Origin of the sequence: Paenibacillus alginolyticus DSM 5050 = NBRC 15375, assembly GCF_000422905.1 — a bacterium.
GTDB classification, from domain to species: domain Bacteria; phylum Bacillota; class Bacilli; order Paenibacillales; family NBRC-103111; genus Paenibacillus_E; species Paenibacillus_E alginolyticus.
The window spans coordinates 60,767-73,462 of record NZ_AUGY01000020.1; the positions used below are offsets into that span (position 1 = coordinate 60,767).

The window sequence follows — 12,696 nt, forward strand, 5'->3', positions numbered from 1 at the left end:
ACGTATGTCCAAATTGAAAGTAGCCATCTTAGGCTCTGGAAATATCGGCTCCGATTTAATGATCAAGCTGGAGCGCTCTGAATTACTAGAATTGACTGCGATGATTGGAATCGATGCTGAGTCCGACGGTTTGCGTCGTGCAAGGGATAGAGGCTATGCAACCTATACCGGCGGTCTTAAAGAGTTCTTGGAAAAGAGTCCCGATCTTGCGGATATCGTGTTTGACGCCACTTCGGCAAAGGCACATATTCGGCATGCTAAAATGCTGCGGGAAAAGGGAAAAATTGCAATAGACCTCACTCCTGCTGCAGTCGGACCGTTCGTAATCCCATCGTGTAATTTGGGTATGCACCTGGAAGCAACCAATATAAACTTAATTACATGCGGCGGTCAGGCGACAATTCCAGTCGTACATGCCATTAATAAGGTCGCCCCTGTTGATTATGCAGAGATTGTGGCAACGATATCGAGCAAAAGCGCAGGTCCTGGTACAAGAGCCAACATAGACGAATTTACGGAGACTACGTCACACGGGATAGAAAAGATCGGCGGTGCCAAAAAAGGAAAAGCGATTATCATTCTAAATCCAGCGGAGCCTCCGATCCTTATGAGAGATACTGTACATGCACTGGTTCAAGACGGAACGATGAACGAACCGGAGATCAGACGTTCGATCGCAGAAACTGTTCAATATATTCAGTCCTATGTTCCAGGTTATCGCTTAAGGACAGAGCCGATCTTTGACGGTAACAAAATTACCGTAATTTTGGAAGTAGCTGGTGCTGGAGATTACCTGCCGGCATACTCGGGTAACTTGGATATTATGACGGCGTCTGCCGTTAAAGTAGCAGAAGAACTGGCCAAAAATCGTTTGAAAAAATCTGCTGTATAACAGAAAGGGGTGGATTTTATATGACACAACAAGATCGTGATATCGTCATCACCGAGGTGGCACTTCGTGACGGAAGCCACGCGATTTCGCACCAATATACGACTGAACAGGTGATTAACGTTACCAAGGCATTGGATGAAGCTAACGTTCCTTATATTGAAGTTTCTCACGGCGACGGACTTGCGGGATCATCACTCCAGTACGGACTTTCACTCACCAACGAAATGGAGCTAATCGAAGCAGCGGTTTCCGTTTGCAAGCAATCGAAGATTGGAGTACTACTGCTCCCCGGTATTGGAACGATTAAGGATTTGAACGAAGCTGCGAATCTTGGGGTTCGTATGGCCCGAATTGCTACTCACGTTACGGAAGCCGACGTTTCGGCCCAACACATTGCCAGAGCCAAAGAACTCGGGCTTGTGACGGTTGGTTTCCTCATGATGTCCCATATGGCTCCTGTCAAAACTTTGGTGGAACAAGCTAAATTGATGGAGAGCTACGGCGCGGATACCGTTTATGTCGTCGATTCGGCAGGGGCGATGTTGCCTTATCAAGTAAAGGAGCGAATCCAAGCTCTGAAGCAAACACTTGGCATTAACATCGGATTTCACGGACATAATAATTTGTCATTAGCTATGGCGAATACTCTTGCAGCAATCGAAGAAGGAGCGACTTGGATTGATGGCAGCGTTCGATGCTTAGGGGCAGGTGCGGGGAATACACAAACCGAGGTATTGGTGTCTGTTATGGACCGTTTAAAGATCAAAACGGGAATTGATGTTTATAAAATGATGGATTTAGCTGAGAATATCGTTGCGCCGATTTTAAACGCTCCTCAGGAAATCAACAGAGACAGCCTTGTGCTTGGGTATGCAGGCGTGTACTCGAGCTTTCTGCTCCATGCTAGGCGCGCTGCTCAGAGGTTCGGCCTGGATTCGAGGGATATTCTCGTTGAGCTTGGCGAACGCAAGGTTGTCGGTGGACAGGAAGACATGATTGTCGATATCGCTGCCGAAATTGCTAGTAAACGGAGTAAAGTCGCCTCAAGCTAGGGGTAGAAAAGGAGGAATATGAATGCCAATTGTCAATATTCAAGTGCTGCAAGGAAGACCCGAGAATAAGATTAAAGATCTGATCGGCAGTGTGACGGATACGGTGGCTAACACCTTGGAAGTTCCTAAAGAGAGAGTCCGAGTCATAGTTACAGAAGTGCCAAAGAGCCATTGGGGAATCGGCGGCGTTGCCGTTTCGGATACCCCCGGCCGATAAGTAGCGGGTCTGCAAAAGATTGATGCTGCTATACCATCCATTGTTACATGAGGGAAGTGCCTTCAGTTCGAAATGAAGGTACTTCCCTCATTTACTTGCAGATGTTTACAAGGGGTTGCACATCCAAAAAAACCGTTCAGACCAGCTGAACGGTTTTGACGCGTGCTTCTAATTTATGAACGAGAATCCCCAACAAACGATAAGTATGCTGCTTCATTTTCCGCCAATACGGGTGGCCATGCGCACAAATCAAACGGAAAATCGGAGCCAGGCAGCACTTTCTCTTCCCCGACAAGCTTTAACAAAAATTGTAATGCTTCTGAATTCCATAGGACGGAATCGTACCAGAATCTTTTCAAATATTCACTTGGAGGAGCTTGCAATGTCGATTTCACTTGCTCCCATTGGCTGTATCCTTTATCAAGCCGTCCGACTTGATAAGGAAGAAGACCGCCTCCATGAGCTAATAAAATTTTAACTCGGGGATATTTGTCCATCATTCCGCTTAATAAAATATCCGTCGCACACAAGGTCGTTTCCCAGGGGACTCCGATTAAATTGGGCATCATTCTCCGCCGAAGCCTGGGATCCTCGCTCAACAAAGGATGTATAAAGATCACGGATCCCAACCGGTTGGCTTCTTCCCAAAGCGGAGTGAATGCGGCATCTGTTAAAAGAAGATTACCGCAACCTGGGCCTATAATAGCCCCTTTCAATCCTTTTGACATAGACCGACTCAGTTCATCTGCCGCAAGTCCGGGAGCGTTCAAAGGTAGAGTAGCTAATCCGGCAATGGATGGGAACGACTTTGACATCCGACAAAGCGCGTCATTGTATACCTTGCTTAATTCTAGAGTTGTTTCTTTATCAAATTCGTACAGAAACAATTGCGGTATAGGCGACACAAGTGATTGAACAATGCCGGATTCTTTTTGTTTCTCCAAATATAATTGTTCGTCAATAAAAAGCTCCTTTAATTCAAAGGCCCACTTTCCATTGATATTTAGGAAAACGCTTTTGTCTGCGTCTTTTTTCTCCTTTGCTGCGTTAACTCTCCGTTTATTCTCTTCAAGCCAGTCCATAACTTCAGTTGGAATAAAGTGAGTGTGAACATCATACATGCTGCATCCTCCCTATCAAGTCTTTTCCTGCTAATCTAATCGATCTGTAATTAAAAGGCTGATTTGCTTTAATTCTTTGACAAAGGTTTGAATTTGCAAAGGATATAAATATGTTTTAGCCATCGTCAGCGTAATAGCGGCGATCACGATGCCATAATAATTATAAACTGGCACTCCAATGGATATAACACCATCTTTGTATTCGGAATTGGAGATAGCATAACCGTTTTTCCGTACGTCCCTTAACTGCTTCCTAAGTTCTTCGGCGTTTACAATTGTTTTCTCGGCATATTTCTTCAAACCGACATGCATAACGCGTTCGATCTCTTTCTCCATCTGATGAGCCAAAAGTATTTTACCGGAAGCCGTGCAGTGACTTGGAGCACGTCTGCCGATTTGGGATATGGTGATCTTTTCATTATCTGAAGTTAATTTACTCAAATAAATAACTTCTCCGTTGTTATAAACCGCGAGGTGAACCGTTTCCCGGACATTAGTCATTAATTTGGCTAGGAGTGGATACGCGATCAGGCGCAGCTCATTTCGATGATAAGCGGCAAATCCGAGCTCAAATGCACCAATACCCAAGTAGTATTTGTGTGTTTCGTCGTTTTTTTCCAACAGATCAACATTATTTAATGTACTGACCAGACGAAAAATGGTGCTCTTCGCCAAACCTAAACGATTACTGAGCTCTGTTATCCCGAATTCCTTATCTTCTTTAGTAAACTCACGCAAAATTCGAAGTGCGTTGGTGACAGAGGAAAGCGGTTCTTGTGTAGCCATTGGAACACCATCCCTTAGCAAAGAATTCAGCAGCCTTTCGAAAAAGCTTCTTACCCGTTATTCGTAATCATAGGGTACAAAACAATGATGAAGATCAACTTGATCACTTACGAACCCATGTTCGCATGCCGCTTTAAAGAAGGTTTCCAGGACATGAACGTTTTTGCTCCAACCGTTTTCATTCCAATCCGTTGAACCAAAAATCTTCTCTGTCTGTTTCAAATGCCAATCTGCAAAAGGAAGATATAGGCTTGAGAAGTGTCCGACCTCTCTTAGACCGAGGCTCTTGGATTTTTCAAACAAGTCCATAATTTCACTGATCAGTTCAGGATACTCTTGCAGCAGATCATCTTTGATCGCCATAACATGAGTGATAGGAGCGAATCCGGTTTCTTGAATAAAAGCTGTTTGTTCAGCATAAGGATCCGGGAATAGCCATCGAAGCCCGCTGAAGTTATCCGGTTTGCGCGCGTAGAAGAAGCAGTCGATATCCCCGTTTCTGAGAAGTTCCTCCGGCGCCCCGTTTACATAGCTCCAATCCATTTGATAATCAGATGGGTACGGCATGTTCTCCATGCGGTCCTTACGCAAAGGACACCATATTATATCCTTCGGATCAATGCCGTAATAATGCTGCAGCAGCCAACGGTGCCAAATCGATGCCGTCACCCAATATTGAAAGACGGCCACCTTTTTCCCCTTGAGATCCTTATAATGTTGAAGTGTCGAGTTTTCTGCGCAGAAAGCGTACATTTGCGGTATTTTTCGAGAAAATACAGGAAGAGCCTTGAACTTAGGATTTTGCTCTTGTACTTTCAAGAACGTCGCCAGCGACATCTCGCCGATATCGAAATCACCTTTTAACGTTCTCATTGTACATTCATCGATATTTTTTACGGCTTCAACCGTATATTCAAAATTTTCAGTAGGAATTTGTTTAGACAGAAGAGGTATCGTGTGAAGGTAGGTCGTGCAAGCTATACTCAGTTTTTTCAAACTCATCTATATGGCCTCCATTAGATATAGAATAGTCTGCGATTGTATACGAAGGCTCATGCTCAGGCTATTCAACCTCAACATGTCCAACTTTTCCAATGCGCGGATCAGATGCACCTTCCCACATGTCCGTCGTTCGCAGCGATTGATCCAGCATTCTAGGCGGGCGTGGTCTATGCTCCGGAAACTCTTCCATTCCCAGCGTATACTCCAAAGTGAGGTCATCCGGATCAAGAAAATACATGAAAATGCTGCCGGAAGCCAAATGGCGGCCAGGTCCGAAAATAACCGGCACATTGTAATTAAGAAGGCGGTTGCGGCTGATGCCCATATCATTGATGTCGGCTACCTTGAAGGCAATGTGGAACATCTTTAAATCGCCCTGCGAAACGCCGAAGGAATGGTGATATGGGTTCGGAAAGCATCGCATAAAAGCGAAATACATTTCCCCTGTCGGTTTATGCCGCGTATCGGACACTTTAAAATTTAACACTTCGGTAAAAAACTTATAGGATTCCTCCAAATTGGGAACACGAAGCACCACATGATCGAGTTTTATAATTTTAACAGGGTCCGGATTATAGGGTTTCGGTCTTTGAAGCATTCTATTATAAAATTCAAATTGAATCCCGTTAAGATCACGGAAGCGAAATGCCTTATCCACTTTCAATGCACTTCTCTCTTCCTTGCTGACCTCAACCGGATTTCTACCGGCCTTTGTGAGAAGCTCAAAAGCCTTTTCCCAATTTTCTGTATCTTCCATTTCAAATGCAATCCGCTTTAAACCGGGCTTATCGCCTTTATACAATACTAAATTGTGATAATCGGAGCTGCAGGAAAGAGATGCCATGTCCGTTTGTACATCGCCCACCTGATCAAGGCACACGATTTCACTATAAAACTTAGCGCTGCGTTCGACATCCGTTACATTTAAGGCGATGTAACCCAATTTATTATATCGAATCATCGAAAACTCACCTCTTCCAAATTCGTCTAGTAGGTTCTATAGCAAGATGCTGATCGATCCGAGCGCTCCAAGCTCCTCTGAATCGAGAATGGCTTTTCTTTCTGCGATCTTGAGCTTCCCGTCTCTTATAGCAAGCTTGTATTTATACACGCCCACATATTGGCGGATTTGCTCATTGCGCCGATAACGCATCACTAGGAAATTGGCGGATACATGAATAAGTTCGTCTGTTCGCTCTGTAATTCTTACATTTGTAATCAATCTTCTCGTGCGGGAATGCGGATTTTCAGCATGAGCATGCCGGCTTTTTAACCGTTTAATACGAGATTTGATTCGCTCAATATCATCCGCAACGTGGAACAAAGTATCATTAGGATTACCATTAGGCACGTCATTCGGAGGCACATAATATTTAGCGTCTTCTGTCAGCAATTGACCCCACTCGTCGAGCTGCCATTCATCGAGCAGATAGGCCTCATGATACAAGAAGTCCTCGATCGCAGCGCGGTCAAATTCATTTGCAGTTTTTCCCTGTTCCATATCAAACCCTCCCCCTTTAATCGAAATTCACAATTAGTTGGTACCTGTTGTTTTCTCACCGGTCATTAATTCGTTCCACCTGCGCCAGAATGTACGAAGATGTACTTCATCGGTGTTAAGCTGCTCTTCTTTGTGAATGCCACGGGAAACATCGGACCATTGAACTTCCTTGTAGGCTTCATACCCTTGCTGGGCAACCTCAAGAGCCTCAACGTCATCCGGTGTCGCGAAACCACCCGGTCCATAAAAGGTCAGGTAGCTGTCCAAGCGGAGTGCCCGAGCTGTTTCCGATTCTTCCTTAGGCCCCAAAGCCCATGCAGTTACTTTCATACGATTGTGGCTTACGGGGAAAAATGTACGTACCGTGATAGCTGAACCGTCATTGATGACCAAATTTGGAAAAATAACTAGATTACGGTTCGTTTCAGCAATACGGTACGCTTTTTCTTCTCCGAGCCTTTCCGTTAATTCCCTGCGCTTTTCCTCAATTTCTGCCTTTGCTTCTTCCCCATACATCGGCATCCAGCGTGCAATCGGCCTGCCTCTATACGTCTTGTTATCGATCACCGCATTACCGTTTCCAAGTGACTTCCCAATACCGTGAGCCGGCATGAGTAAACCTTTGGGCAGAGTAATTTCCACGCCAGAGTCCTTCAAATAGTCCAGATACGTAATGTGTGTCGGAACAACATGATAGTCATCAAAGCTATTCTCCACAAGCAGCTTCCAATTCGCCTTCATGTCGTATTCCTGAGTTCCTTGAATAATTTCCATTTCCCCAATGCTCGACTGGTCGTCAATAAGGTCTAGATATTCCTTCGCACCCGCGAGGTAATCGTGCAGTGAAACAGCTGCTGCATCGAAATTCAAAAAATAGAACCCCCGATATTGTTCAAGACGTGGAACCGGATATAAGCTCATGTGCGATTTATCGAAGCAAGGCCCGTAAGCATCTTCACCGGGAATAGCTACATTGGAGCCTTGGTTGTTAAACGTCCAGGCGTGATAGAAGCAGCGAAATGTCTTCGAATTGCCCTCACGCTCCCTGCAAACTGTAGCACCACGATGTGGACAGGTGTTCAGAAAAGCATTGACCCTCCCTGTGCTGTCTTTATTAAATATAATTGGTCTTCCGCCTACATGACGTGTTTTGAAATCTCCAGGTCTCTTCACTTCAGATGCATGACCTACATATAGCCAGCATTTATCAAAAATAACTTCCAATTCTTTTTCAAAAATATCCGGTTTGACAAAAACAGAACGATTGACCTTAAACAGCATTCTTTCTGAATCGTCAATAATAAAGCGCTTTCTTTCCATTTTTGTTTCCTCCATTTATTTCGTTTCGGATTTCTTATCTCCAATCATAGATGAGAAGAGAAGCAGTAGCTAATTGATTCTTTACATACAGACCCATAGACTTACCATATAGGTGGTTCTATAGCTGGACATGAGAAATAAGCCGCTTTATCAAGCGGCCTTTTTCTGTTGATAAACTCAGTAATTGAGGAAACTTCCGCTATCATTTAGAAGTAAATCCTCCAGCTAATTTTACTTTGATCTCGCGATCTGGATGTTTAACAGGGAAATCCATCTAATATCGGCAGATGTGATAGGCTTGCTGATTATTTTTTCACGGTAAATTCTATGGAACCAAGACCGTCCCATTTTGCTTGAACTACATCGCCATCCGAGAGCATTACCGCACCTGTAATTCCACCTGTTAAAATAACTTGTCCTGCCTTTAATTTCAATCCCTTGCGGGAAAGCATTCTGGCGAGCAAGACTAGTGATTCAGCAGGATGCCCCAGCACAGCTGCGCTGGCGCCCAGTTCTTTGATTTCTCCATTTATGGATAACGTCACACCGACTAGATCCAGCTCCAACTCTTGCGGACGTTTGAGCGTACTTCCCAAAAACACCCTCGAAGAGGAAGCGTTGTCTGCAATCACGTCAGGCAAAGTAAACTTAAAATCCTTGTATCTGCTGTCAATAATCTCCAACGCCGGTGCAACATATTCCGTTGCCTCGATGACTTGTTCGATTGTCACGTTAGGACCTTCAATATCTTTTCCAAGAATAAAAGCTATTTCAGCTTCAACCTTAGGGTGAATCAGTACATTCAATAATAACGTATTGTCCGGTACGATCATGTAATCAAACACGTATCCATAGATGGGCTCTTCAACGTTCATCTGCTTCATTTTTGCTCTGCTCGTCAGCCCCATTTTTGGACCAATAATGCGATGTCCCTCTTGGAGCTTGAGACCTACTAATTCTTCTTGGATTTTATAGGCGTCTGTCACGGTCATTTCGGGATATTCCGCTTGAATGGATGTGACCTCACGCTTTTCGTACTCGGACTGATTCAAGTGTGCAGCAAGTGATTTATAATTAATTTCTGACATGTATTCTCCTCCTAAGAGCTTTCCTTTAGGAAAGCTTTCTTCGTAAGCATTAGCTCTAAGTTTAGAAATTCACGGTTACTTCCCCAAAATGAGCAAAACGTGCTTGAAAGCGGTCACCAGGCACAGCGTTTGCAGCAGCAGAGAGTGCCCCCGAGAGAATGACTTCGCCGGCTTTGAGACTAATACCGAACTCGAACAGCTTGTTGGCGAGCCATGCGACGCAGATTGCAGGGTTCCCCAAAGCTGCGGCACCTACACCGGTATTGACGATTTCACCGTTTTTGTACAATACCACGCCTGTCTGCACTAAATCTAACTCATTTACTTTCATCGGACGATTTCCCAAAACGTAAAGTCCTGAGGAAGCATTATCTGCAATCGTATCCTGAAGTTTGATTTTCCAATCGGCAATCCTGCTGTCTACGATTTCTAATGCAGGTAACACATAATCGGTAGCCAATAGTACATCCATCGCTGTTACTTTAGGTCCGATCAGATCACTTTTCAATACAAAGGCAATCTCAGCTTCCACCTTGGGCTGAAGCACTTTGTCAGACGAGATCTTCCCTCCGTTGTCAATCACCATACTGTCAAGCAAGTGACCATAATCCGGTTGGTCCACGCCTAGCAGCTTTTGCATGGCGAGCGAAGTGAGTCCGATTTTCTTTCCTACGACTCTCTGGCCCCCGTTCACCTTACGTTCAATTGTTTTCAATTGGACATGGTACGCCTCTACCACTGTCAATGAAGCATCCATCTCAGTTAACGGCTTTACGCCTTGACCTATTTCTTCAGCCTTAGCTAAATGATCGGCGAATGTGATTGTTTTTTCCAGGTTCATCATAGCAGCCTCCCTAACTTTTACTATAATTTCATCCTATAATCTTAATTCCATCCATTCAATACAACTGTTCTGGTATATGGAACCAAGCACTCTATATTTCTAAAAGGATAAAAATTCCTAACGCAAAGCTATATGCAGCAGTAAGACAACCAACAGCTCGATATAATGACAATCGCAGGCGTGCTTTCATATATCCAATTACCGCTAGTAGTGCAATAAGTGAAGTAGAGAGAATTAAACCAATGACAAAAGAAAGAACTACAGAGCCACCCAACATGACGGTACCCATTCCAGCAGCCGTACTAAGCAATAAAATTTGCGTTGGCGTTTCTGCACCGAATCCGTGAATAATGCCAACTAATAATGCTCCTGCATATCCAACCGTTTTTTTGGTCGAGGAGATTTTTTCAATATCCTTTTTAAATACTTTAGCAGCAATAACATACTTGAATTGTCGAAGTCCTTGAAGAGCCATACTCCATTTGCTTTGAAGCTCAAAACCGTTCCACCTACGAATTAATGTTATAACCATCCAAATACTCAGAGCAATAAGTGTAAAAGCTACTAAAATTTCCATGGTTGAATCAAGCCAAGCAGGAATACTTTTGCCAAACCCAATCGCTATGCCACCAAGCACTAAAATAACAAAGCCATGACCTAGAGAATACATCGTAGCTAGAATCAATCCTTTTTTGGCTTTCGTTTCTACACCGACAAGATCTGTAATTGCAGCAATATGATCCCAATCAATTCCATGCCTGAATCCTAAGAGTAATGAAGACATAAATACAACCAAAAATTGACTTGCCATTCTCTCGCCTCCTTAAGGCTAGGTGTATTAAGCTTTTATTGCAGGTGCTACAATGATTTCATGATCGAAGTCATAGTCTAACCAGTCCTCCGTATTTGCTAGAAAGCTGTTGGCTGCCGTTCCCACTTCTTCCGAGGACCAGCCCAGCAGCAGATCAACAGCTTCTTCGTTGTCCATTAACTCTCCAAACAGATTATGCGCGCTGAACCAGTAGCTGCGCTTGCCTCGGCTCTCATCCAAGATACCGATTACTCCCGGCTGCCATTTATGTTCGATGATCTTCATGTAATCATCCCTTTTCTATTAGATAATTGCCCTTTTGATCCCTATATTATTTATAACTTACCTGCTACTTAACAACGAGACCTTTGTTCCGCTATACGAAATATTCCGTGTTTCAAACGCAAATTTTTATATAGTTATTTGTCATCCGTGCTCGATGCCATTGATTTAGGTTTTAATTGGGTCAATGCGAGGGTACAACCAATTCCTATAACTCCAAACACGACTCCAACCCACATGACAAGAGAAAAAGCATACAGAAAACCCTGTATCGATGTTGCTGATGGGGCCATGTTGTTCAGCAGTGAATGAAATAGAGAGCCGCCAACTGTAATTCCCGCCATCATACCCATGTAGCGAAATGTGGCCAAAGTACCAGAAGCCGTTCCTTGTTGTTGGTAATGGACAGCACCCATAACTGCTGAGTTGCTAGGTGCCACGAATGTTCCCGTTCCAAGCCCCGTTAAAATCAATCCCACGATGAGTGTCCAATACGCATGTTCTCCGAATGCTGGAATCATAATTCCGAACAAGATAAGTCCTGCTGTACTAAAGATCATTCCTAAGGTTGCCAGCAAACGGGGCCCTTTACTATCGGATAAAGCACCTGAAATTGGAGCACAAATGGTCATGACGAGTGGTGTGATGGTCATATATATTCCGATCTCGGCAGCCGAAAGATGGAGAACACGATCCAAATAGAAGGGCAATAAAAATAGGGGCAAATAGATACAAAGGTAATTTAAGGCTATACTAAACGTTCCGAAACCAAAATTTCGTATTCGAAATAACTTAAGATCAAGCATAGGATCAAGCTGCTTACGCTCAAGCTTTTGAAAAGCCCAAGCAGCGCTTGCAAAAACGATGAGTAGAAGCGTAATAATAAGTGCACGATGCCGTGTGATGAAACTGGTATTAAGCAGCAGGGTCGCAGTCGCCATTCCAATCATGAATAACAGGATCCCTTTCAAATCTATTCGTTTGGTTTGTTTCACTTCAACTTGCGGAACTGCCCAAATCCCCAAAACCAGACCGACCATAGCGAAGGGAACTGTCACGAAAAATGTTACCTGCCAACCCCATATCTGCGTCAATAGTCCACCCAAAGCAGGGCCGATCGAAAGCCCAATGTAAGTCATTATTGCCTGAATACCAAGGACACGTCCCCTTTGTTCTGCCGGAAACGTTGTGGTAATAATTGCAGGTACTATGGAGAGAATCATGGCCCCAGCGAGCCCAAGAAATGCTCTTCCCCAAACAAGTGAGATATAATTTTCTGATAACCCGCACATCACGGCAGCACAAGAATAAAGGGCAAAACCAACTAGAAAAATCTGTCGGTGTCCCCATGAATCCGACATCCGTCCAATAGGCAGCAGAAACAGAGTAAGGACAAGGAGATAAATCAATGCAACCCATTCAGACTGGCCGAGTGTAATATGGAGTTCCCTTTCAATCACGGGTAAGACGGTGTTCGTTATACTTGTATTTAGTGATGATAAAAACGTCCCTATACCAACCGTCAACAAAACGTACCAACGACGATCGTTCCTTTCAGCAACGTTGTCCATATTCTGTCCTCCCTTCACACAATTAGCCTCTCGGCATTCGCCGAGGCTTGCTGCACAAGGCTTTATGAGCACTGCCCTGTGCGCTTTCCTCCCACCAAACGGTGGGATTTTTTATTTTTGCACACCTTTAAACTGGAAATCATAATTCCTCAAATTTGTACGCTAAACCCGTGAAAATACTTGACTTTTAGAAAACGCCTCAATAATTA

The 12,696-nt window shown here is 44.0% G+C and carries 14 protein-coding genes; 3 read left to right on the top strand and 11 right to left on the bottom strand.

Annotated elements, in window-relative coordinates; all coding sequences use genetic code 11:
* The first annotated feature begins 4 nt into the window (after window positions 1-4).
* From G519_RS0111070 to G519_RS0111080, 3 genes are read left to right on the top strand one after another with little or no spacing between them, the layout of a single operon-like run.
* Window positions 5-892: an acetaldehyde dehydrogenase (acetylating) gene (locus G519_RS0111070; protein ID WP_029194738.1), complete on the top strand. Its 888-nt coding sequence runs from the start codon at window positions 5-7 to the stop codon at window positions 890-892.
* Window positions 893-912: 20 nt separating this feature from the next.
* Window positions 913-1,944, top strand: coding sequence for a 4-hydroxy-2-oxovalerate aldolase (gene dmpG / locus G519_RS0111075; RefSeq protein WP_029194739.1), 1,032 nt, complete (start codon window positions 913-915; stop codon window positions 1,942-1,944).
* Window positions 1,945-1,966: 22 nt separating this feature from the next.
* Window positions 1,967-2,161, top strand: a complete 195-nt coding sequence (locus G519_RS0111080; RefSeq protein ID WP_029194740.1) for a 4-oxalocrotonate tautomerase — start codon at window positions 1,967-1,969, stop codon at window positions 2,159-2,161.
* Window positions 2,162-2,334: 173 nt separating this feature from the next.
* Here G519_RS0111080 and G519_RS0111085 read toward each other — a convergent pair whose 3' ends face one another.
* The 11 genes from G519_RS0111085 to G519_RS0111135 form a co-directional block, all read right to left on the bottom strand.
* The gene (locus tag G519_RS0111085) at window positions 2,335-3,282 is read right to left on the bottom strand and encodes an amidohydrolase family protein (protein WP_029194741.1); all 948 of its coding nucleotides are present in this window, start codon (window positions 3,280-3,282) and stop codon (window positions 2,335-2,337) included.
* Between the two features lie 30 nt (window positions 3,283-3,312).
* On the bottom strand, window positions 3,313-4,068 hold the full coding sequence (locus G519_RS42655) for an IclR family transcriptional regulator (RefSeq protein WP_051253325.1): 756 nt from the start codon (window positions 4,066-4,068) through the stop codon (window positions 3,313-3,315).
* Between the two features lie 57 nt (window positions 4,069-4,125).
* On the bottom strand, window positions 4,126-5,070 hold the full coding sequence (locus tag G519_RS0111095; RefSeq protein ID WP_029194742.1) for a substrate-binding domain-containing protein: 945 nt from the start codon (window positions 5,068-5,070) through the stop codon (window positions 4,126-4,128).
* Between the two features lie 61 nt (window positions 5,071-5,131).
* Window positions 5,132-6,031, bottom strand: a complete 900-nt coding sequence (locus tag G519_RS42660) for a VOC family protein (protein ID WP_036632657.1) — start codon at window positions 6,029-6,031, stop codon at window positions 5,132-5,134.
* Window positions 6,032-6,067: 36 nt separating this feature from the next.
* The gene (locus tag G519_RS0111105) at window positions 6,068-6,571 is read right to left on the bottom strand and encodes an aromatic-ring-hydroxylating dioxygenase subunit beta (RefSeq protein ID WP_029194743.1); all 504 of its coding nucleotides are present in this window, start codon (window positions 6,569-6,571) and stop codon (window positions 6,068-6,070) included.
* Window positions 6,572-6,604: 33 nt separating this feature from the next.
* Entirely contained in the window at window positions 6,605-7,891 is a 1,287-nt protein-coding gene (locus G519_RS0111110; protein WP_029194744.1) for an aromatic ring-hydroxylating oxygenase subunit alpha, read from the bottom strand.
* 305 nt (window positions 7,892-8,196) lie between these two features.
* Window positions 8,197-8,979, bottom strand: a complete 783-nt coding sequence (locus G519_RS0111115; protein ID WP_029194745.1) for a 2-keto-4-pentenoate hydratase — start codon at window positions 8,977-8,979, stop codon at window positions 8,197-8,199.
* A 61-nt stretch (window positions 8,980-9,040) separates the two neighbouring features.
* On the bottom strand, window positions 9,041-9,820 hold the full coding sequence (locus G519_RS0111120) for a 2-keto-4-pentenoate hydratase (protein WP_029194746.1): 780 nt from the start codon (window positions 9,818-9,820) through the stop codon (window positions 9,041-9,043).
* Between the two features lie 94 nt (window positions 9,821-9,914).
* Window positions 9,915-10,634, bottom strand: a complete 720-nt coding sequence (locus tag G519_RS0111125) for a hypothetical protein (RefSeq protein ID WP_029194747.1) — start codon at window positions 10,632-10,634, stop codon at window positions 9,915-9,917.
* A gap of 27 nt (window positions 10,635-10,661) precedes the next feature.
* Entirely contained in the window at window positions 10,662-10,919 is a 258-nt protein-coding gene (locus tag G519_RS0111130; RefSeq protein ID WP_029194748.1) for a hypothetical protein, read from the bottom strand.
* A 134-nt stretch (window positions 10,920-11,053) separates the two neighbouring features.
* The gene (locus G519_RS0111135) at window positions 11,054-12,487 is read right to left on the bottom strand and encodes an MFS transporter (RefSeq protein ID WP_029194749.1); all 1,434 of its coding nucleotides are present in this window, start codon (window positions 12,485-12,487) and stop codon (window positions 11,054-11,056) included.
* Window positions 12,488-12,696: the final 209 nt, after the last annotated feature.

Coding starts and splice junctions, on each gene's coding strand:
- G519_RS0111105 (WP_029194743.1), bottom strand. CDS start 6,571: ATGGAACAGGGAAAAACTGCAAATGAATTTGACCGCGCTGCGATCGAG.
- G519_RS0111095 (WP_029194742.1), bottom strand. CDS start 5,070: ATGAGTTTGAAAAAACTGAGTATAGCTTGCACGACCTACCTTCACACG.
- G519_RS42660 (WP_036632657.1), bottom strand. CDS start 6,031: ATGATTCGATATAATAAATTGGGTTACATCGCCTTAAATGTAACGGAT.
- G519_RS42655 (WP_051253325.1), bottom strand. CDS start 4,068: ATGGCTACACAAGAACCGCTTTCCTCTGTCACCAACGCACTTCGAATT.
- G519_RS0111110 (WP_029194744.1), bottom strand. CDS start 7,891: ATGGAAAGAAAGCGCTTTATTATTGACGATTCAGAAAGAATGCTGTTT.
- G519_RS0111135 (WP_029194749.1), bottom strand. CDS start 12,487: ATGGACAACGTTGCTGAAAGGAACGATCGTCGTTGGTACGTTTTGTTG.
- G519_RS0111085 (WP_029194741.1), bottom strand. CDS start 3,282: ATGTATGATGTTCACACTCACTTTATTCCAACTGAAGTTATGGACTGG.
- G519_RS0111125 (WP_029194747.1), bottom strand. CDS start 10,634: ATGGCAAGTCAATTTTTGGTTGTATTTATGTCTTCATTACTCTTAGGA.
- G519_RS0111120 (WP_029194746.1), bottom strand. CDS start 9,820: ATGAACCTGGAAAAAACAATCACATTCGCCGATCATTTAGCTAAGGCT.
- G519_RS0111130 (WP_029194748.1), bottom strand. CDS start 10,919: ATGAAGATCATCGAACATAAATGGCAGCCGGGAGTAATCGGTATCTTG.
- G519_RS0111070 (WP_029194738.1), top strand. CDS start 5: ATGTCCAAATTGAAAGTAGCCATCTTAGGCTCTGGAAATATCGGCTCC.
- G519_RS0111080 (WP_029194740.1), top strand. CDS start 1,967: ATGCCAATTGTCAATATTCAAGTGCTGCAAGGAAGACCCGAGAATAAG.
- G519_RS0111115 (WP_029194745.1), bottom strand. CDS start 8,979: ATGTCAGAAATTAATTATAAATCACTTGCTGCACACTTGAATCAGTCC.
- dmpG (WP_029194739.1), top strand. CDS start 913: ATGACACAACAAGATCGTGATATCGTCATCACCGAGGTGGCACTTCGT.